This is a genomic window from Paenibacillus sp. 2RAB27, from assembly GCF_052115445.1.
GTDB lineage: Bacteria > Bacillota > Bacilli > Paenibacillales > NBRC-103111 > Paenibacillus_E.
On sequence record NZ_JBFRGR010000011.1, the window covers coordinates 132,984 to 154,919 of the forward strand.

The window sequence follows — 21,936 nt, forward strand, 5'->3', positions numbered from 1 at the left end:
TTAAAGTTCATGTTCTTTAGAAACGTTCATATTATTCACCTAGTTATGGATGCTATAGTAGTCCCGAAAGGGGAGTGAATAGGTAGAAAATTGAAGATCTAGTAATTAATTCATACGAAAGTGAAGGTGGTTTTGCGATGTTGAAAAGGCTAAAGCAAAAACTAGGTTTGCTCATGATTTTGAGTCTGTTATGTTCCTGTTTCTCACAAATTGGAATTAGCCATGTAAATGCAAGTGATACGTATGATGATTTGAGAGTAAAATGGGCGGATACACTTACTGGAGGCACTGGAAACAATACGGCTGATCCAGATGTAGCCAAAAAACTCAGCATGATCGCCCAGACCAGTTGGAGCACAATGAATAAAGCGGCTAACAGAACGTACTTGTGGTCCGCCTACAACACTTCTGATCCAGTAAACTCGCAAAATTTTGTAACATACACGACAGCTATGTTTGTTCTACTCAAAGATATGGCAGTTGCTTATAAAACAATTGGATCCAGTCTTTACGGCAATACGGCGTTAAAAGCTGATATCATTGGTGCGCTTGATTGGTTATATACCAATCGGTACAACGAAACGCTTTTTGGGCCAGAGATAACGGGGACATGGTTTGATTTGGAGATTCAATCACCGATTCAGATCAAAGATATCTTAATTTTAATGTATGATGATTTGATTACGACAAATCCAGGAATACTCACCAACTATATGAATGTGATTTCTTATTACAACACGGATCCAACTGCAATTCAATATGCTGCACCTAATCCAGCCTATGGTGCTAATCGTGTTTGGAAAGCCCTGATTGTTGCAGGGCAAGGTATCATTATGAAATCAAGTGCCAAGCTGGAGGCTTCAAGAGATGCATTAAATCAAGTCATGGACTACGTTGTTAAAGGCGATGGATTTTACGAAGATGGTTCATTCTTGCAGCATGGTACTATCGCCTACACGGGCGGTTACGGGGCCAATCTCTTGCCGGATCTGTCAAATCTTCTCTATTTGCTGAACGGTTCGCAATGGGAATATACCTATGCGAACTATTCTAATGTATTTAAGTGGATCTATGACAGCTATGAGCCAGTCGTCTATAAAGGCTTTGTGATGGACATGGTGAGGGGCAGAGAAATTGCAAGTAGTTCCACGCAAGGCCGAGTTATCGGTAATAAGGTAATGGGAGGCATTTTACGATTGGCGCAGATCGCCCCCCCTACGGATGCGCAGAGAATGAAGGCCATGGTCAAATATTGGATTCAACAAGATCCTACAGCCAGTATCTTTAAGGATGCAAATTTGAGCATTCTTCAGCTGGCAAAGGCTGTGATGAATGACACCAACATTGTCCCAAGAGGAGAACTTGCATTAACGAAAGTATTTGCTGGTATGGACAGAGCAATCAGTTTGAAGCCAGAATCCGGATATGGATTTGGTGTCAGTATGTCTTCGAATCGTATCGCCAATTATGAAAATGGCATTAATCAAAATGTAAAGGGCTGGTATACAGGCGAAGGGATGACGTATTTATACAATAATGATCTGCGCCAATATATCGACTATTGGCCTACGGTCAACAAGTACCGATTGCCAGGTACAACGGTTGATACGAGGGTAAGAGCGGACGGATCCAATGCAAACTACCTAAGTCCTAGTACATGGACAGGAGGAACAGAGCTGCTTAATCAATACGCAGCGGTTGGCATGGATTTGCAAGCTGCTGGAAGCACGCTGAAAGCCAAGAAGTCTTGGTTCACTTTCGATGATGAAATCGTCGCCCTTGGGAGTGGAATTAATAGTACAGATGGCAGAGTTATCGAAACAACCATTGAGAATAGAAGTCTTAATAAAGAGACGATTCCCCATGGGATCGATACAAGTTCTCCGGTAGCAACGCCAACGGGCGGCGAACCCATGCGATTGATGGTAAGCCAGGTCACCGATAGCGGCAATGATGGCAACATACCAGAGAATACGTTAGACAATAACTTAAGTAGTAGATGGACTTCCGTAGGTGATGGTCAGTGGATTCAATATGATCTAAGCAAAGTACAGCCTGTTGGGTATGTTGGTATTAATTTCTTAAGTCAGGCAGCCAGAGCCAGCATGTTCGATATCCAAGTGTCCAGCAATAATACGGTGTGGACGACAGTATACAGCGGCAGCTCAACAGTAGGGGTTAACGCATCGGCCATTCAAGTGTTTGATTTTCCAGATGTATATGCACGGTACGTTAAGATTGTTGGTCATGGTAATACCACTAACGCATATAACCACATCCAAGAGGTGCAAATCTATGCCCCAAATCCACAAAATTTAATTATTTCACCTTCGGTCGTCCCTTTGCAAGCATTGTCAACAACGAACAATCTTGAAACCAATGACAATGATATCTTTACACGTTGGTCATCTGTAGGCGATGGCTATTCGATGAAATATGATTTTGGTAGTAATGTTACGGTTGGATACGCAGGAATTGCCTTCTTTATCGGCAGTATCCGACAATATTCATTTGAAATTCAGACCTCATTGGATAATACAGTGTGGACAACCGTATATGGCGGTCAAAGTGCGTTGACATCTGAAGTAAAAGCGTATGATTTAATCGATTCGACTGCCAGATACGCGAAAATCATTTTCCATGGGAATAATGTTGATCTAGGCAATCGGCTTTCAGAGATTCAATTCTATGCGCCAAATGCTCTAGGGACAGTATTAACCCCTGTTCACTCAATTACAACTTACAAAGGTGATGAGCAGCTTGTTGTAAATGGCGTAACGAAGCCTTCAGGAATGGGATGGACAGATAACATGAGTAATGTATCCACTTTGTATATGGAAGGCACAGGAGGATATTACTTCCCGCAACCCGCAGCGATTAAAGGCATTCGTGAATCTCGACAAGGCACCTGGGGACAAATGTTTTCAGGAGGCTCGACAGATGTGATCAACAAAAAATACCTTACGCTCTGGTATGATCACGGTACTAACCCTGTTAATAAAGACTACGCTTATGTGATGCTGCCAGGCAAGACGGCACAACAAACCGCTGCGTACAGCAACAACCCAGATATATCGATTATTGCTAACAATCCGAGTGTTCAAATGGTCAAAGAAAATGGCCTTGGCCTCACAGGCGCTAATTTCTGGTCACCGGATATTGCTGCTGGTATTATTGCCTACAATCCTTCCTCCATTATGGTAAGGGATCAGGCGGGAGTATTGGATATTGCTGCATCAGACCCTACACATCTTCAGAACAAGATAACGTATGAAATCACAAAAACAGGAGCTACATTAATTCAAAAAGACGCAAGTATTACGATTTTGCAATTAAGCCCTACAATTAAATTTGAAGTGAATACGGAGGCCAAGGACGGCAGATCGCATAAATTGTCCATTCAATATGATACCAATGCCCCGATTCCACCTACCAGCAGTGTCACTATCGTTGATGATCTTAATGATTATACGAAAATTTTCTCTCGTACCTCTAAATTGATTTTAAGTGGTTCCAATGCGGCGAAATATGGCGGAGATACTTCTAGATTGTCAAGACTTAACACTTTACAAGAAAATGTGGTTTATAAAGCATTTGGCAGCATGAATATGGATTCATTCGCGCTAGACACTTGGTTTGCCTACAATGAACCGATAAATGATTTTGATATGTATTCATCGCCTGACAATGTTACCTATACCTTAGTGACTCCGAACAGAACAGTAGTGCCAGGTGTAGGAACGAATTATCATAAGGTTAGCTATGATCAACAATTACCTGGAGGCACCAAGTACTTAAAGATCGTATTTAAGAACGACCTGACCTATTACTCTCCGGCAATTGGTAGGGCTGAATTTACGAGTAAACTATAACGAAGAGCAAGGTCTCTATGAGTAATAAAGCTTTCCAAAGCCCAGCGGCTAAAGGAAAGCTTTTCTCATTGTAGGAATGACTAATCAAAGTTCATAATCTTTATTATCGATCATTTCATTCAGTTGTGACGAATGCAATAATAAATAGTGTAAGATACATTCCCTAGGGGGGTTCACATGAAAAGGTATCGTAGAACAGTAGCCATATTAACAGGTATCACCCTTTGCATGAGCATGATTGCCGGGTGCACAGTGGGAGATAACGAGGCATCGGTAAGTACCAGTCCGTCGAATACAGCTAGTCCAATTGCGACAGGAAATAATCAGTCTCCGCAATCGAATGCCCGTACCAAATTTGATCCTCCGGTTACAATATCCGCCGCAATTACGTTGAGACCTTCAGATAAACTCCGCTTTGGAGATACGCCAGAGAATAATCCGGTCACTCGATGGTTAAGTGAGAACTTGGGAATTGTAACTAAATTTCAATGGGTAGTGACAGATACAGCGGCATTCGAGACGAAGGTACGCTTGGCGATGGCAAGCGGAGAAACGCTGCCGGATGTCCTTTATACAGGGGGAAGCCTGCTGGAGGAATTGATTGATTCCGGTAAAATTCAAACGATTGACGAAGCATTTGAGAAATATGCATCACCTAGATTAAAAAATTTATACGAAAAAAACCCGGCAGTTTGGGCCACAGCTAAAAGAAACGGCAAAGTAATTGGTTTGCCGGATGTCTCAAATGGCGTGGTTGGCGAGAATATCATGTGGATTCGTCAGGATTGGCTGGATAAGCTGCAAATGAAAGCCCCAACCACTATTGAAGAATTTGAAAAATTGTTAGATGCGTTTACGAATCAAGATCCGGATGGAAATGGCAAGAAAGATACATTCGGTATGGCATTTGGCGCAAACACTGGTTACCACAAACCAACTAATAATTACATGACCAATACCGAGTTTATTTTCGGGCAGGATCAGCCCTATATGTGGCTTAAAGGGCCAGACGGCAAACTGGAATACGGTGCCAACAGACCAACTGTTAAAGCAGGTCTAGCCAAATTAAATCTATGGTATAGCAAAGGTTATTTTAATCCGGATTTTGGAACCATGGATGCAGCAAAAGCTATGGCCGATTTTACTTCAGGGAAAGCGGGGATTGCCATTGCCGCGGGCTGGGCAGGCGCTTGGCCAATTGGAACTGCAGTATCGGAAGCGAAGAGCAAGAATCAAACGCTTAATGTCAAACCCTATCCGATTCCATCCGGAATTACGGGTGAGGTTGGACGGCAGGAATCACAGCCATCCTACGGTACTTATGTATTTCGTAAGGGATTTAATAATATGGAAGCCATTTTTAAATATTATGACACCATGTATGGTTGCCTGATCGAAGATGCTTCGTGTCCATTCGCGGTAGGGCAAGGGGAAGGATACGATTACGTAATGAAGGATGGAAAGCCAGATTGGAAAACGGTTCCGGATGGAATTGTCAATCTTAGCCGATATTTAATTTTCCCTTCAAATGGAACGGCACCAACGAATGTAATGGAAGGTCCAAGCATCTACCAGCGTGTTGCAGCGGGTAAATTGGATAATGTATTTGAACAAAAATTAGCTGCAAGCAATGACAAATTGGCAATCGATGGTTTTTCCGTAGGTTACCTGCAAATGGACAAAGATGTGAAAAACGGATTCTATGGTGCGAATACCCCAACAATGAAAGAGAAATGGGAGCAGCTGAATACGTTGGAAGATCAAGCTTACTTGCAGATTATTCATGGGAAACAGAAACCGGATTATTTTGATACATTCCTTAAGCAATGGCATGAGCAAGGTGGTACACAAATTACCAAAGAGATTAATGAAGCTGTTGCCAAACAGAAGTAAGGAACTGACTTATAAGGGAAAGGAAATACGGAGTACAAACGTTCGTTCACTATGTTCTCCGTATTTAGTTTTTTCAAAATAAGCATTTTTTCGCAATATTGAAAGTTGATAGGAGATTATTTGAATGAGAAGCTATTTGAATCTAAGAAAAACGTGGCCGTTGCATGTATTTCTATTACCATCCGTTATTCTACTAATCATCTTCAATTACATTCCAATGGTTGGGTTTATGATTGGCTTTGAGGATTTCAAACCTTGGCTAGGGGTTTTCAAGTCTCCGTTTGTTGGGTTAAAGCATTTTAAATTTATGTTCCATGATCCTGTTGCTTTGCAGGTTATCTGGAATACGTTGTTTATCGCAATATTTAAAATTATAGCGGGTTCCATTGTTCCTTTTAGTTTTGCCTTATTTCTTAATGAAGTACGTCTTGTTTTATTTAAAAGAACAATTCAATCCCTTATTTATTTACCACACTTTATTAACTGGGTAATTCTTGGCGGGATTTTAACCGATATGCTGTCTACGAATGGCTTGATCAATCAATTTCTTGGATGGTTAGGTTTGGAGAAAATCGCATTCCTGCAGAGCGGGAATTGGTTTCGAACCATGTTAGTCACAAGTGATGTCTGGAAAGAGTTTGGTTTTGGGACCATTATCTACTTGGCAGCTATGGCGGGAATCAACCCGAATATGTATGAAGCTGCTGACATTGATGGAGCTAATAATTGGCAAAAAGCGGTTCATATTACGATTCCAGCGGTCATTCCTATCGCCATCGTCATTGCTACATTATCACTGGGGAATATTCTAAACGCGGGGTTTGATCAAGTATTTAACATGTACAATCCATTGGTATATCCCAAAGGAGATATTATTGATACGTATGTTTATCGTGTAGGTCTTCAACAAGGCTCATTTAGTCTAGCAACTGCAGTAGGATTTTTTAAATCGATCATTGGGTTTATTCTAATTGCCACTACGTATAAACTAGCGTCMAAATATGCAAATTACAAGATATTCTGAGAGGATATATGCGATGTTCAAACTATCGTTTTCAAACAAAATGTTTCAATTCACCAATAGTTTTTTCTTGGCGATGATGGCTTTTTTATGCATATTGCCGTTGATCCATGTGTTAGCTGTATCCTTAAGTTCGGACTATGCAACGACATCTTATTTGGTCAAATTCTGGCCGATCGGCTTTAATCTGGATGCCTATAAAACGGCGTTAAATAGCAATAATTTCTTGATTGCCTTTAAAGTGAGTGTACTGAGGACGGTATTGGGTACGTTGCTAACGATGTTTCTTACGATGCTGGCTGCTTATTCGATGTCCAAGGATGATAGGTATTTTAAAGGGAGAACCTTGTACGCTTGGTTTTTTGTATTTACCATGCTGTTTCATGGCGGATTAATCCCGACTTATCTTGTTGTACAAAAGACAGGACTTACCAACTCGATATGGGCTTTGATCATCCCCGTCGCAGTGAATGTATTCAATGTAGTGCTGATGATGAATTTCTTTCGAGGAATCCCCAAGGAACTGGAAGAAGCAGCAATGATAGACGGCGCTGGACATTTCCGTGTTCTGTTCACCATATTTTTCCCGATCTCATTACCTTCTATAGCAACACTTTCCTTATTTACTATGGTGTTTCATTGGAATTCCTGGTTCGATGGCATGATCTATATGAATAAAGCCGATCAATTCCCCCTGGCTACATTTCTTCAAGCCTTAATTGCCGGATTTGACTATACCAAGATTGGTCTAAACCCGTCTGATTTGGAGGAATTATCGGAACGTTCCCTTAAATCGGCACTGATGTTCATCGGGATTTTTCCCATCTTGCTCGTCTATCCATTTTTGCAAAGATATTTTGTGAAAGGAATGACTTTGGGATCTGTCAAAGAATAGGAAATAATACTATGATAGAGTAGTAAGTAATCTTAGCGGGATGGGGAACCCAATGAACCTGATTACGAAAGTTATCCTACTTATTGTAATGATTTTACTCCCAATATTAGGCCTCTATGCCTATTCCTATCAACAGACCATCCATGTCATAGAGAAGCAAATCAATACTAGAAATGAAGAGAAATTAGCTAATTTTCTGGGTCAAATCGAGATCTTATTGGACCAGAACATGCTTTTTGCGGCGTTGGCAACCAAAGATCCTGAGATCAAGAGTGTAGCATTTGGAAATTTGCCTACATCCGGGTATGATCGGTTGAATGTGATTCAAGATGTTCAAAGCAAGCTCAGTTTGTTTAGCATTACGAATAACATTATGAATATTATCTCCATCTATTTTCCGAGAAGTCAATTGTTCTTGTCCACGGATACCACTACGGTGTTCGATGAAGATGAGATTTTAAAAAGCTACACCCCCAATTGGCGACTGAATAAAGTAGGTGTAAACGGTGTCCAAATGGATGCCTTTTCCCGTTTTTTTGTATCACCTTTTCATGAGAATCCAGCAGATATCAAAAATTCTGAGCTGATCATTCGCGTGGATTTCTTTACTCAGAATATTACCAATTTGCTGGATAGTTTTAAGCTGGCAGGTCACAGCGATGCCTTTTTCTATCATACCAAAGATCAAGTGGTTTATAGCAGTACAGCCAATACGCAAAGAATTCAGCAACTCATGCAAGACTATCCCTTGGATCAATACACGAGCAAGTCAAAGTTTCATGATATTGTATCCATAGATGGGAAGAAATATCTTCTGTATACACTTGCTTCGAGCAAAGTCGATTGGAGTTTAGTGGATATCGAACCGCTTGACGAGATCCTACAGCCTGTCGTTCACAGCCGGAATTTATTCTATATGATCTTGCTATTACTCCTATTATTTGGCACAATCGCTGCCTTCTTATTGTACTTTCATATTCAAGTTCCCATTCGGATATTAATTCGTGGGGTAGAGCATATCAAGAACAAGAATTTTGCTTATCAGATTAAGAGAAAGCGAAATAATGAATTTCAACAGTTGTTTGATTCCTTTAATGGTATGGGATTAGAAATCGATCAGTTGATAAAACGCGTGTACATAGAAGAGATTCGCTCTAGAGAAGCTGCGATGAAGCAACTTCAATCCCAAATCAATCCCCATTTTCTTTACAATTGTCTTGCCTATATCGTCAATATGGCAAAAATGAATAAAAATCAATCCGTCATCGCTATGGCGCATAATCTAGGGGATTATTACAAATATACGACTCGGAATGAAACACTAGTCACGACATTACATAGCGAAATAGAGTTAGCGGTTAACTATATGAATATCATGAATCAACAATTGGATAAGTTTCAATATACGTGTTCGATTCCTGAATCCATGAAAACGATCCAAATTCCTAAATTAATCTTTCAGCCGATTATTGAAAATGCGATTGTACATGGGTTAGAAGAAATTTTAGAGAATGGTTGGATTACCATCGTAGGATTGGAGGACCCGAATTCATATCGTCTCATCGTGGAGGATAATGGGCCAGGATTATCAACGGAAAAATTGCAAGCGCTTAAAAGGAAAATCAGTATGGAGGATAACGAAAGCGATCAAACCGGATTATGGAATGTTCACCATCGTTTTAACTATTACTTCGGCAAGAATTCTGGGATGTTGCTAGACCACTCGACATTGGGCGGCTTAAAARTCGAGCTGTATTGGAAAAAAGTAGAGAGGGAGTGAGAGATTGCATGTTTTCTTTATTGATCGTTGATGATCATAAACATCAGGTGGATACGCTAGCTGCCACTTTACCCTGGAATGAAATAGGCATCACCACGGTTCACAAGGCTTATGGGGGGCAAAGCGCCCTAGCCCTCATAGAAGATCACCCGATTGACATTATGATAGCGGACATTCGTATGCCTGGCATCACAGGACTTGAGCTAATCCAATTCATCAATCAGCGTAATAAGAAGATAGATTGCATATTGCTCACAGGGTATGCGGAATTTGAATATGCCAAAAAAGCGATCGAACTGCATGCCGTTGACTATTTTATCAAGCCTGTCCGTGATGAAATGTTACTAGATTCGGTGAAAAAAATAATCATCAAACGTCAAAATGATTTGCAGCAGCATCAAATTTACGAGCAAGCAACGTCACTCCTTCATCAGAATTTACCATTGTTGAAAGAGAATTTGCTGTTTGAAATTTTACAAGGCGCAAATATCGGAAACAGTCAACTGTCGGAAAAGCTCAGTATGTACCAAATCCCTATGACTTATGGAGATTCTATTAAAGTAGTCGTCATTAAATTTGATCCCTATTTTTACGAATCCTACAATGCTTCCGATATGAAATTATTTGAATATGCCATAAGGAATATGGCGGAGGAACTGTTGTCACCTCACTTTCATGTGTGGTCAAGTAAAGCTACCCAAGCCAATCTCCCCCTATTACTCCTGCCCAAAACCACAGAAAATTCTGAGACAGATACATGGCATCCGTCTCACCAAGACTTGTTAAATTCCTTGGCCAAACGGTTGGTAGAACAAGTTGATCAATATTTAAAAGGAAACATTTCTATTTTCATTTCGAATCAAGCACAATTTCCAAAAGATATTCATTCCGTCTTCTTGTCTGTACGGTCAACCGTCATGAAATCGGCAGAGCGACAAGGAGTTTTTGTCTTGGAGCAGGATATCATTCAAAATCGAAAATTGGTACCATTGAGCACGCTATATCAAGTACCGATGTTGATTCAACTCATGGATATGGGCAATATGGAAAAAATTAATGAGAAATTCATAGCGATATTTCATGAACTTGAACAAAGTCAGTCGGACTCGCAAGCGCATATCCGAGAGGCCTATTTACATTTATTAAGCTGCTTCACTTATCTGGCACACAAAAAAGGGATCGTCCTAGAAGATATAATAGGCACTTCATCGCATTCAGAAAGCCATGTGATTCATTCTGCCAAACAATTAAAAACATGGAGCGGTATTATCATGGAGGCACTGATGGAAGATGTGCCTTTAATGAATGATGAGAATCACCAGCAACTGGTTAACAAAATTCACCACTACATCCAGCAAAACTTGGGGAAGGATGTCACCCTGCAAACTATCAGTGATGCGGTTTATTTGCATGCTGTTTATTTATCGAAAATATATAAAGAGATAACAGGTATGAATTTGAGCGAATATATTCTTCGAGTACGTATGGAAGAAGCTAAGAATTTGTTGGAAAATACATCTTGCAAGATCTATGAAATTACAGAAAAAATCGGTTACCAGAGCCCGCAGCATTTTATTAGGCGATTCAAACAATATTACGGAGTTACACCTGAGATCTATCGAAAACAATAAGAAGTTGGTCAAACATGATTAATGAAAGTTCATGATCTTTAATTTCAATCATGTTATTCTCTTTTTTCGGATGCCATAATGAATGATGTAGAAGTTGGCAGAAGGAAGGTAGCGGATGAATAATAAGGCGAATTGGATAGAAGAAGCATGGCAGCAGGTGGTCAAAAAAATCGATAGAAACAGCTATTCTATTGGAGCTTCATTTCCGAATGGCTCAAAAGATGGACGTTACACGAAGAGCTCTCCCCACGATTGGGTTTCGGGATTTTGGCCAGGAATGCTTTGGTTGGTTTATCAAGAAACACAAAATGAACGATTAAAGGATTTGGCTGTACAATGTGAGCGAGAAATCAGTCAGTCGCTATGGGAATTTGATTCCTTGCATCATGATGTTGGATTTATGTTTGGTTTAAGCAGCGTCAATCAATATATGCTCATGCAAGATGAGGAAGCCAAGCGCCACGGGCTCATGGCTGCCAGTCTGTTAGCCGGAAGATTTAATCCAGCTGGTGGGTTTATCCGTGCGTGGCCGAAATGGGGCGGGGAGGATCATAGTGGCTGGGCTATTATCGACTGTATGATGAATCTGCCACTCCTCTACTGGGCTTCGCGAGAAATCGCAGATCCTCGGTATCGTCTTATCGCGGAAATTCATGCGGATACTGTGCTTCGGGAGTTTGTACTTGCAGATGGATCTGTTCACCATATCGTGAGCTTTGATCCGGAAACAGGGGAGCGAATGGCGGCGATTGCTGGACAAGGATATGCCGCGGATTCGGCCTGGTCAAGAGGAGCAGCATGGGCATTGTATGGGTTTGCTCTTAGTTTTGCTTATACGGGCAAGGAGACTTACCTACTTGCAGCCAAAAAGGTGGCACGTTTTTTTCTCGATCATTTGCCAGGGGACTTTGTACCTTATTGGGATTTCCGACTGCCTGCTGAAGCGGAAGACATGCCGAGAGATTCCTCGGCAGCGGCTATAGCTGCCTCAGGTCTGTTGGAACTAGCATCGTTGTTACCGGAAGCGGATGGCAGGGAATATCAACGATTGGCGGAGATTATTCTGCGTTCGTTGTATGAGAACTATACGGCTCATGAAGCAGATGAAGAAGGGCTGTTGCTACATGCGACCGGATATTTCGCAGCACATATTTATGTAGATACGCCACTTATTTATGGTGATTATTATTATGTCGAAGCGTTGATGAAGCTTAAGAATAAGGGGAGAAAATAAGAAATGACGACTAAGCGTGTAGAAACAGTAAAACCGGGGTACTTTGGCACAGCTGCTGCAGCGGATAGCCGCAGAGGAGAATTTGATTGTGGCAATGAGGTATTAATTGCCCATGAAGTACCTGTTGATTTTGTATTTATCGGCGATTCGATTACGCACATGTGGGAGTTGAATGCTTATTTTGGCCGCGKCAGTCGTTTTATTGTGAATCGAGGAATTGGTGGAGACATCAGCAGCCATGTACGAAGACGATTTGATGCTGATGTGATTCAATTGATGCCGAAGCATGTGGTGATCAAAATTGGCGTGAATAATTTTTGGGCACTGGATGGCGCTACAACGGAGCAAAGGAAGACAGCGGAACAAATTATGACTGGTTTGGTAAATGATATACAGGAAATGGTTAAGAAAGCGAAAAATCACGATATTAAGCCAGTGATCTGTTCCATTCTTCCAACGAATTTGCCGCAATCGGGAAACAATCAGATACGAAACAAGACAATACGCAGTGTAAACGAGCAACTTCAAAAAATAGCGAACGAACAAGGGGCTATTTTTGTCGATTACCATTCGCGGATGGTCACAGAAGATGGCATCCAATTGCGCGAGGAGCTTGCAGACGATGGGCTTCACCCTCATGTTCTTGGCTATGACATTATGGCTAATGCTTTGCGTGAAACATTGGAACATAAGGGGATTCAAATATAAGAGCGCCTTTCTGATGATAAGAAAAAAATTTACCCATGCATGTATAATATTTTTTAAACTCCACATGATAATATCACACCAAGAAAAGGAGTGAATAACAATTATGGCTAACAACACATTGGCAGTTCCACAAGCAAAAGCAGCAATGGATCAACTGAAGTATGAGGTAGCACAAGAGTTAGGGATTCAGCTTCAAGCGTACAATGGCAATCTTGCATCACGCGATGCTGGCTCCATTGGTGGCAACATTACGAAGCGTTTAGTGCAAATCGCAGAACAACAACTTTCTGGTTCGGCAGGAAACTTCAGACGCTAAGTTGATCGTATTTGCAAGTAAACACAAAAGACTACAAGCACCTATTCCTCCTTGGGTGAATGCAGTCTTTTTTTTGTTAGGGTTAAATAGGACTTGAGCGGCACCTTCGCTTCAAGTTCTTTTTCTATCTCGAGCGCTCGACATTGAAATGTTACAGGTGTAAATTTAGAGTCCCGTTTTACGCCACTCGCTTGGAGAACTGCCGATATGTTTCCGAAATACGGTCGTGAAGTGTTGACTAGTCTTAAAGCCTAGTTCAAAAGCAATTTCCGTAATGGAGACGTTTGTTTGCAGAAGAGAGCAAGCACGTTCCATTCTTACGCGTTCCATATATGCAGCAGGAGACTGTCCGAATATGTCGTGAAACACTTTATAGAAATGAGATTCGCTCATCTGAGATGCATGTGCCAGCTCCGCAACGGAATATCGATGATTAGGCGCTTGCGTTATTAGATGAACAGAGCGGATCACACTATCCTTGACTCCGGGCTCTATTGACTTGGAGGAAGTAGGCTGCAGAAGTCCCATGATGATATCTAAAACCTGATGTCGGGCAAAAAATGCTTGATCAGGGCTCTCTGTTTCTAATGTTGCCTTTAAGCGAACGAATTGTTCGTGCACGCGATGACCTGCGCGAAATACTCGTGGAAGTTGCTGTAAGCGTGAAGCAGCCAACTCGCGATCAGAGCCTTCTAAGCGGAACCAGTTCGAGGTGGCCTCTGGATCCTGCACGATCATCCACCAGATCCGGCTAGGTTCCAAGTGATTGAAGCGAGCTTTATGAAGCTCTCCAGGACGGGTGTAAAACCATTGTCCAGCATTCATAGGGTAAGAGATACCATTGATTTCCCATGTAGCACTCCCGCTGTGCAAATAGACGAATTCATATGCGTGATGATGACAGTGTATGGGAATGGGATAGGCTTCTGCATATTTTTGGTATCCAACGACTTCCAATTCTGGAAGGATTCTATTGGTGGTTGCGCTTTCCAATTTCTCAGAATTATCAGCATGCAGAGGGAAAACCCATCGCATCGAACTAGACGAGTGGATCTTAGTCATTATCAGCCCTGCCTTCCCTATGTTCGAATTGCTCCTATGTGTCTGATCCTATTTAATATGTTCTGGGAAGTCAAGTGTCAACCCATCTGGTACGCTTAGCATATTCAGAATCGAAGAAAAATACAGAGTGACGAGGAGAGATCATATGGGAAACACCAGACAACGGGACTATAGTATTCTAGGGCCAGAACGGCAAAAAGCGATCGAGAAAGGGCTTGTTTCAGGGGAATGGTATCAATGTCCTGTTCCACGAAAACGAATGAAGGAGCTCATGACCCGCAAGAACGGTCCGGCAATTCGGGACACCTTGCTATGGATAGCTATTACGATCGTCCTTGGTTATGTAGCTTATCTGTCTTGGGGTACGTGGTGGGCAATACCCGCCTTCATCGTATACGGAACCATCTATACGGTACCTGCCGTATCCAAATGGCATGAATCCAGCCATGGCACGATGTTTCGAACGGTGTGGATGAACGAAGCCTTGTATCAGTTCACTTCGTTTCTGATTTTGATTCAAGCGACAAACTTTCGCTGGACGCATACTCGCCACCACACGGATACGATCATCGTGGGCAGCGATCCGGAAATTATGGAACCGCGTCCTCCGAAGTTGCAGCGTGTGCTTCGAAATATTTTACGAGAATCATTTATTTACAGTACCTGGACCTATCTGTTCAAACATGCAATCGGACTCCTAAGTGCCGAGGAGAAGGAATTAGTCCCGATCAGCGAACAACGAAAATTATTCTTGGAAGCACGTGTATTTATTATTATTTATGCCGTTATTATCTCTTTGAGCTTTTATCTAGGGAGCATTCTACCACTCATGTTCGTTGGGCTGCCATCGTTCTATGGCGCTTTGTTGAACGGCTTGCTGGTCTCAACGCAGCATGTGGGTCTATATGAAGACACGCTCGATCACAGGCTTTGTGCAAGGACGTTCTATACAAACCGTATTCTTCGGTTTCTGTACACGAATATGAATTATCATATTGAACATCATATGTTTCCTTTGGTTCCCTATTATAATTTGCCTGCTTTGCATGAGGAGATCAAACTTGACTGCCCAGCTGCTGCCCCGAGCTTCACGGCCGCTGTTCGTGAGACTTGGGCGGCAATCTGGAAGATGCGGAAAGACCATTCTTATGTCGTTCCTAGGTGCCGTGAGTTTGCTGAGCGTCAGAGGGCAACTGATCGAAATCTTTCGTCGGTATCTCAGTCGGGGTGAAAAGGTCAGTTTCGTAAGTCTTTCCCTAATCCATTTTCAGATTATTACCATATAGTGGGTTGGTTATTGTGGTATAATCAAAGCAGGTCGTGAAGTACGCGCCGCCTGTTACTGGTTCCTAGAACCTGACAGGCGGCTATTTTATTTCCAGGAGGCAGAAGAAAATGGAGCCGATAAAGGAGCTGCTGAAATCTGACGAGTCATTCGGTCGTGCTTACGCAAGATTTATGGAAGAGCAAATAAATGGAAGCTCAGGAGAAAGAAAACGGAGGCTGCTTAGCGATAAACGGTACGCTGAAACCTTGTTCCTCAAGGAAGTCTGGTGGCCAGCTTTCCTTAGCTTTCGACGACTGTTCGCCGAATATGAGATCCGAGATTTTAAGGATGGCTGGCGATACTTGGATTTTGCGTTCATCGTCAACGCCGTGCTCATATGCATTGAGATTGACCCCTTCGGGACCCATTTTCGCAACATTGATCGTAATCGATACGACGACAATCTACATCGTCATAATGACCTCGTCTTGGACGATTGGAAAATTTTCCGTTTTTCGTTGGATGATATTAAAAACAATCCACGTAGATGTCAACAAACACTGATGCAGGCAGTAGCGAAGTGGKGGTTGGAAGATACATCTAATCTACTCCATTTACATCCCATAGAATATGCTGTTTGGAAATGGGTTGAAAGCAATGAAGGTATGGTCACTCCAATTTCAGTAGCTAGGGCGCTACGAATCAACAGAGAAACTTCCGCTAAATATCTAAAATTACTCGTTATTAAAGGATTAATCCTTCCTGCATCCAAAGATGGCAAGAAGGTTATGCGATATCAAGCAAATTCTTCAGTAATAAGTTGCAGGAATCGAACCTCACAACGACTGTCGAACTAACCCGGCCCTTCTCTGAAGCTGGATATTCCAGCTTCAGTGGTGTGAGTTCGAGTAGTTGAGCCACTCTGAAGATGGATATTCCAGCGTCAGAGTGTGAGTTCGAGTAGTTGGCCACTCTGAAGCTGGATATTCCAGCGTCAGAGTGTGAGTTCGAGTAGTTGAGCCACTCTGAAGATGGATATTCCAGCGTCAGAGTGTGAGTTCGAGCAGTTGGCCACACTGAAGCTGGATATTCCAGCGTCAGAGTGTGAGTTGGAGTAGTTGGCCACTCTGAAGCTGGATATTCCAGCGTCAGTGGTGTGAGTTGGAGTAGTTGGCCACTCTGAAGCTGGATATTCCAGCGTCAGTGGTGTGAGTTGGAGTAGTTGAGCCACTCTGAAGCTGGATATTCCAGCGTCAGAGTGTGAGTTGGAGTAGTTGAGCCACTCTGAAGCTGGATATTCCAGCTTCAGTGGTGTGAGTTCGAGTAGTTGGCCACTCTGAAGCTGGATATTCCAGCGTCAGGGTGTGAGTTCGAGTAGCTAAGCCACTCTGAAGCTGGATATTCCAGCGTCAGAGTGTGAGTTCGAGTAGTTGAGCCACTCTGAAGCTGGATATTCCAGCTTAAGCAGTGTAAGTTCAACTAGCGGCACCACGCGGAAGTGGATTTTATGAGGAGTCTAAATGTCCGCAAAGTGTAGCTGAAACGCGAACCATATATTTAAATAGTTTCATTAATTTCCTTTACTGGAACATGAATTACCACTTAGAACCAGCAGCAAGCCCAAATCTTGGGGTGGCACTGAAAGAGGTTAATACAGCACTATTAATTATATGGAGGTACATATGCATAATATAGAGGGTTGGATTGAAGCTTGCGAAGTCGATGATATTGAAGAAGAAGATGTTATTCGATTCGATTATCACGATCGTTCGTTTGCTATTTATCGGTCAGACAAAAGTGACTATTATGCGACTGATGGATTCTGCACCCATGAGAAGTTTCATTTAGCTGGTGGGCTTGTCATGGGAAGCACGATTGAATGTCCTAAGCATAATGGGCGGTTTGACTATACGACGGGTGAAGCGAAGCGTAAGCCGGTATGTGTTAGCCTAAAAACATATCCGGTAAAGATTGAAGATGACAAGGTCTTCATTCATGTAACGTAAGGTCTTATAAAATCTCCTTCTCACTACGTACCTTAACATTTTGTAATCTATATTCAGTAAGTGATACACCGAAGTACTTTTTAAAGCTGGTATAAAAGTAGTTTGATTTTTCTATGCCGCATTTTTCCAAAATTTCATTAATGGGCATTTGTGTTTGTCCCAGTAAATCCTTGATATTCTCCATGCGAACTGTAGTAATGAATTCAGCAACAGATTTACCGGTTGCATTCTTAAACAGCTTGCCAAGATATACGGAGGATATAGACAACGCTTCAGCGCAGCTTGTTAATGTAAGATTTTTATCAGGATAGTTAGCGTGGATCATATCGATTACAGTGTCAACGATCATATTCTTTTTCTTATCTTTGGTACCATCTTTTAAAAGAATAATATCATCAAATAAATTGAAAAATGTACGTTCAATTTCTTCTAAGGTTTCAAAGCCTGCTACCTTGTTGAAAAAATCGATCGAGATCGCATTAAATGTAGATTGTGAGCCTTCGACGATCCGATTGAGAGAATTGTAAATGGAGAAAAACAAATAGATAACAGATGTTAAGATCGTGTCGTAAGATGAATGTTCCATGGCTTTAATAATGTCATTATATGCTACTTTTGCAGCTTCACTGTTCCCTAGCTTCAGGGAATCAATGAGCTGTTTTTCTTTAGAGGCGGGAAACTGGAAAGAACTGTCATCCAAGTCATTTAATATCTCTGATGTAATAATACTATAATGGCCTAATATTATACGATACATGGACAAGTTAAGCGTTTTTTCATATGCATATTTGATTTGATCTGGTGAATCAATCACATAGCCAAGCGTTCCAGTTAATGAAATGTTCAAATATTTCTCGACACAGAATTGGATTCTAGTCACGATATCATGGAAGATGTCTATGTACGAATCCGATTCCTCCGTAAGTTCTCCAATGTCAGCCAAAATGGTGAAATGATCGAATCCAGTCTCGATAACTTCATTTCTGTAATACTCGTGGGTAATTTCCTTGGCAATATTTGAAATCCCAATTTTATATAAAGAACGATCTTTTTCATTATGCTGGTCGACGAAATCTTTATAAAAGTCAATTTTTAACATAAACAAGAACAGGTTRTTCTCAAGATTTAGATCGATTTGAAGTTCGCTTTCTTTGGTCAATATTTTTTCAAGAGGCAGATAGGTCTGGCCCATGACTAAATTTTTCAGAAAATCACTTTTAAGAAGGGGTGCTGAATTTCGTTTCATATTTTCCAACAGGATGGTTTTATTGAGCATGCCATTGAAAGCAGTTGAGAGAAAGCTAACCTCATCGATGTTTTTCTCAGGTTTGCCATCTTGGCCCAGCTTTTGTTTAATCCCTTTCGTCAGCGTTCCAATAGGATGGTAAAGCTTCTTAGATGCCAGAAAGGCGAATAATAGTCCCATTACAAGAACGATTAGACAAAAGGCAAGTGTAAGGAAACCATTCTTTTTGACACTCGAAAAATAGGTATCATAAGGCGTTAAGCTTATAAATTTCCATTTCAACTCATCCGAAGAAACATAGGAAATCACGTATTTTTTATGATGCAGCTGTTGAAAGAAGGTACCTGATGGTGCTGCTGTTTGAAGAACATCACGAATATAACTCTGATCTGAAATATTCTGTTTGAACATTTCTGGTGAGTAGTGGCTTACGATATCGCCCTTATCATCCAAGATGAAGATTTCATTTCCGTCTTTTCCCATTTTGTTATCTAAGGATGAAATAGTCAGTCTTAGCCAGTCCGCATCCACGTTCAATACGATTGCACTGTCGAAGTCACCTTTGTTATTATTTGTATCAAACAAAAGATAGGTGTATACATTCTTATCGCGTAGATTTGAATCATTTGTTACTGGGATTTTTCTTGGAATTGGATATAAACTTGGCGATTTGGCAACTTGAGGACTTTTTAACATCTCAACGATTTCTTTATCAAAAAATTCATGGCTATCATAGAAGGTGTTTGTAGTGAGGAAGGTATCAATTTGTTTATTGTATATATAGGCAGAGTAAATATAGCTGTTGGGGATCGTTAAATTATTCAATGTTTTCATAGCACCGCTGATAGTTAGAATATCCTGTTCCTTGCTGTATGCGAAAGACATAATGGAATTGTTAAGCATTAAGGATTGGCAAAACTTTTTTGAAATATTATCCATATAAACAGAACTGTAGCTGATATTAGATAAGATATTTCCTTTCATCTCTTTTACGGTCTCAATCGAAGAAGAAGTGTAGTTGTAGTACAACAGCGAGGAAAGAATTATAATCAAGGCAGTGATACTCGCAACAAAAGTAATTAACAATTTTTTGTACATGCTGCCACCTCTATCGAAGGAAGTACGATGCAAATCAATTTTATTATATCCCCTATAGAAACTCAAATTAAAAGTCTTATTTTCCCATATTCGTTCATTTTTTAGAGATTTGATCAGTTATCGAAGATCCATTCTTATCGAAATACCTACCCGTGGAGGTCAACAATGAACAAATCAAAGAAAATGGAGCGTTTGTTTGTTTTGCTGAGTATTGGTATTTTTGTTGCACTTACTGGATGCAGCACGCAAGAGTCTGAACTAACGAGTTCTCCCCCTGCGCCTAGTACGGCGGAAACTCAAACTGCTCAACTTACAACAAACCAATTAGCGCCAGTTGAACTTACGTATTATTTCCCAAATGGGCCTCAGAAGGATTTGCAGTCTGTAGAAGATGCCGTGAATAAGCTCATCAAGCCAAAAATTAACGCCACCGTTCGCTTGAAACTAATTGATTGGGGCGTTTACGAAGAAAAAATGAAAGTCACTATGGCCTCTGGCGAACCTTATGATCTCGTATGGACAGGGGCGGGCTTTAACAATTACTTTAAAAATGTGGCAAATGGCGCTTATGCACCGTTGGATGATATGATTGCCAACTATCCTGATATGAAGAAAGGTATTCCAGATATGTTCTGGAATGCAGTAAAAGTAAAAGGGCATATCTATGCAGTGCCTGTCTTCCAACAGGCAACTGCTGGGTACGGCTATGTCATACAGAAAGCTCTAGCGGATAAGTACAACCTGGATTGGAAGTCTGTCACCAAGTTATCAGACCTGACGCCTTTTCTTGAAACGGTCAAAAAGAACGAGCCCAATCTTATACCTTGGGAGTTTAGCGATGCTTTCACGGTTGCTCCTCCTATGTTTGGTCTAGAGAGTTTAGGCGATTCAAAGACGCCAGGTGATTTGTACATAAAAGATGGTAGCAAGGTAGTTAATCAGTATGAAACTCAAGAATTTAAAGACTATATTAGAATGATGAGAGACTGGTACACCAAAGGATATTTGCGGAAAGACGCAGCGATCTTAAAAGAAACCTCAGCAGATCGTAAGGCTGGAAAGAACGCCCTTCAATTGGGTCAGATCGATATTGACTCCGTGGCCTTAGCTTCAGCTGGCATGGATGCTACAGGTAGAATGTCTGTTTACAACACGGCTACACAGTCTTACGACTTTCAGTTTGTGAAGCCACTTCTTACAACCGATAAAGCTGCAGCAACAATGACGGCTATCTCTGCGAATTCACCAAACAAAGAAAGAGCGATGATGTTCCTCAATCTGTTAAATACGGACAAAGAAATTTACAATACACTGGTCTGGGGCGTTGAAGGTAAGCATTACAAGAAAGTTTCTGAAAACCGCATCGAAACAATCAAAGAAGGCGGCTACCAAATGTTTGCTCCTTATGAGTTCGGTAATATGTCGTTATCCTATTTGACAGAGGGTGATCCCAAAGGAAACGATCAGAAGTTTACGCAAATGTGGGTAGCTCTCAACAAAAACGCAACACCTTCAAATGTACTGGGATTCGTATTTGACTTTACACCGGTTAAAGCAGAGAAGGCTAATGTTGACGCTGTCATCGATGAACTTTATTTTGCGATCGCGAGCGGTTCCGTAGATCCTGAGAAGTACTTGCCACAATTCCTGGATAAGATGAAAAAGGCAGGTTCCGATAAAATTATTGCTGAGAAGCAAAATCAATTGGATGCTTGGAAAGCGATGATTAAATATGATGGATAAAATAAACTGGTTAAGTTTACTAAGAGCATTCACCATGTATTTCGGTGAATGCTCTTTTTTGCATAAACTTTTGCCATTTTGATTCATTTTTCAGAGATTTGACTTTTTTTGTAGTCCTAATTCATTTAAAAATCGGTGTTAAACTATTTTTTTCTCGTATTCAG

The 21,936-nt window shown here is 41.2% G+C and carries 15 protein-coding genes; 13 read left to right on the forward strand and 2 right to left on the reverse strand.

All coding sequences use genetic code 11. The features are described from left to right. Positions 1-137 precede the first annotated feature (137 nt). The 9 genes from AB4114_RS17330 (at position 138) to AB4114_RS17370 (ending at position 13,350) form a co-directional block, all read left to right on the forward strand. On the forward strand, positions 138-3,872 hold the full coding sequence (locus tag AB4114_RS17330) for a polysaccharide lyase family 8 super-sandwich domain-containing protein (RefSeq protein ID WP_441989574.1): 3,735 nt from the start codon (positions 138-140) through the stop codon (positions 3,870-3,872). Positions 3,873-4,049: 177 nt separating this feature from the next. After that, entirely contained in the window at positions 4,050-5,765 is a 1,716-nt protein-coding gene (locus AB4114_RS17335; RefSeq protein ID WP_441989575.1) for an extracellular solute-binding protein, read from the forward strand. A gap of 124 nt (positions 5,766-5,889) precedes the next feature. Further along, positions 5,890-6,789, forward strand: a complete 900-nt coding sequence (locus tag AB4114_RS17340; protein ID WP_441989576.1) for an ABC transporter permease — start codon at positions 5,890-5,892, stop codon at positions 6,787-6,789. Positions 6,790-6,802: 13 nt separating this feature from the next. Next, positions 6,803-7,681, forward strand: coding sequence for a carbohydrate ABC transporter permease (locus tag AB4114_RS17345; protein WP_441989577.1), 879 nt, complete (start codon positions 6,803-6,805; stop codon positions 7,679-7,681). A gap of 52 nt (positions 7,682-7,733) precedes the next feature. Further along, positions 7,734-9,461 (forward strand): sensor histidine kinase, encoded by a 1,728-nt coding sequence (locus AB4114_RS17350; protein ID WP_441989578.1) that lies wholly within the window; start codon positions 7,734-7,736, stop codon positions 9,459-9,461. Between the two features lie 8 nt (positions 9,462-9,469). Next, positions 9,470-11,092 (forward strand): response regulator transcription factor, encoded by a 1,623-nt coding sequence (locus tag AB4114_RS17355; protein WP_441989579.1) that lies wholly within the window; start codon positions 9,470-9,472, stop codon positions 11,090-11,092. Between the two features lie 115 nt (positions 11,093-11,207). Continuing rightward, on the forward strand, positions 11,208-12,326 hold the full coding sequence (locus tag AB4114_RS17360) for a glycoside hydrolase family 88 protein (protein ID WP_441989580.1): 1,119 nt from the start codon (positions 11,208-11,210) through the stop codon (positions 12,324-12,326). A gap of 3 nt (positions 12,327-12,329) precedes the next feature. Then, the gene (locus AB4114_RS17365) at positions 12,330-13,034 is read left to right on the forward strand and encodes a GDSL-type esterase/lipase family protein (RefSeq protein ID WP_441989581.1); all 705 of its coding nucleotides are present in this window, start codon (positions 12,330-12,332) and stop codon (positions 13,032-13,034) included. Between the two features lie 103 nt (positions 13,035-13,137). After that, positions 13,138-13,350 (forward strand): small, acid-soluble spore protein, alpha/beta type, encoded by a 213-nt coding sequence (locus AB4114_RS17370; protein ID WP_441989582.1) that lies wholly within the window; start codon positions 13,138-13,140, stop codon positions 13,348-13,350. A gap of 165 nt (positions 13,351-13,515) precedes the next feature. On the opposite strand, the gene AB4114_RS17375 is transcribed toward AB4114_RS17370, so the two are convergent. Next, positions 13,516-14,412, reverse strand: a complete 897-nt coding sequence (locus AB4114_RS17375) for a helix-turn-helix domain-containing protein (RefSeq protein WP_441989583.1) — start codon at positions 14,410-14,412, stop codon at positions 13,516-13,518. Between the two features lie 145 nt (positions 14,413-14,557). Between AB4114_RS17375 and AB4114_RS17380 the strand changes: the two genes are divergently transcribed. The 3 genes from AB4114_RS17380 to AB4114_RS17390 all read left to right on the forward strand — a co-directional run bounded on the left by AB4114_RS17380 (position 14,558) and on the right by AB4114_RS17390 (position 17,685). Beyond that, positions 14,558-15,643: a fatty acid desaturase gene (locus tag AB4114_RS17380; RefSeq protein ID WP_441989584.1), complete on the forward strand. Its 1,086-nt coding sequence runs from the start codon at positions 14,558-14,560 to the stop codon at positions 15,641-15,643. Between the two features lie 164 nt (positions 15,644-15,807). Then, positions 15,808-16,536 (forward strand): DNA-binding response regulator, encoded by a 729-nt coding sequence (locus tag AB4114_RS17385; RefSeq protein ID WP_441989585.1) that lies wholly within the window; start codon positions 15,808-15,810, stop codon positions 16,534-16,536. An 825-nt stretch (positions 16,537-17,361) separates the two neighbouring features. Next, complete coding sequence (locus AB4114_RS17390) at positions 17,362-17,685, forward strand: MocE family 2Fe-2S type ferredoxin (RefSeq protein WP_441989586.1); 324 nt, start codon at positions 17,362-17,364, stop codon at positions 17,683-17,685. Positions 17,686-17,689: 4 nt separating this feature from the next. Here AB4114_RS17390 and AB4114_RS17395 read toward each other — a convergent pair whose 3' ends face one another. Continuing rightward, a complete protein-coding gene (locus AB4114_RS17395) occupies positions 17,690-20,029 on the reverse strand; it encodes a helix-turn-helix domain-containing protein (protein WP_441989587.1) in 2,340 nt (779 codons plus the stop codon). Between the two features lie 165 nt (positions 20,030-20,194). Here AB4114_RS17395 and AB4114_RS17400 point away from each other — a divergent pair, with 165 nt between their 5' ends. After that, the gene (locus tag AB4114_RS17400; RefSeq protein ID WP_441989588.1) at positions 20,195-21,772 is read left to right on the forward strand and encodes an ABC transporter substrate-binding protein; all 1,578 of its coding nucleotides are present in this window, start codon (positions 20,195-20,197) and stop codon (positions 21,770-21,772) included. Positions 21,773-21,936: the final 164 nt, after the last annotated feature.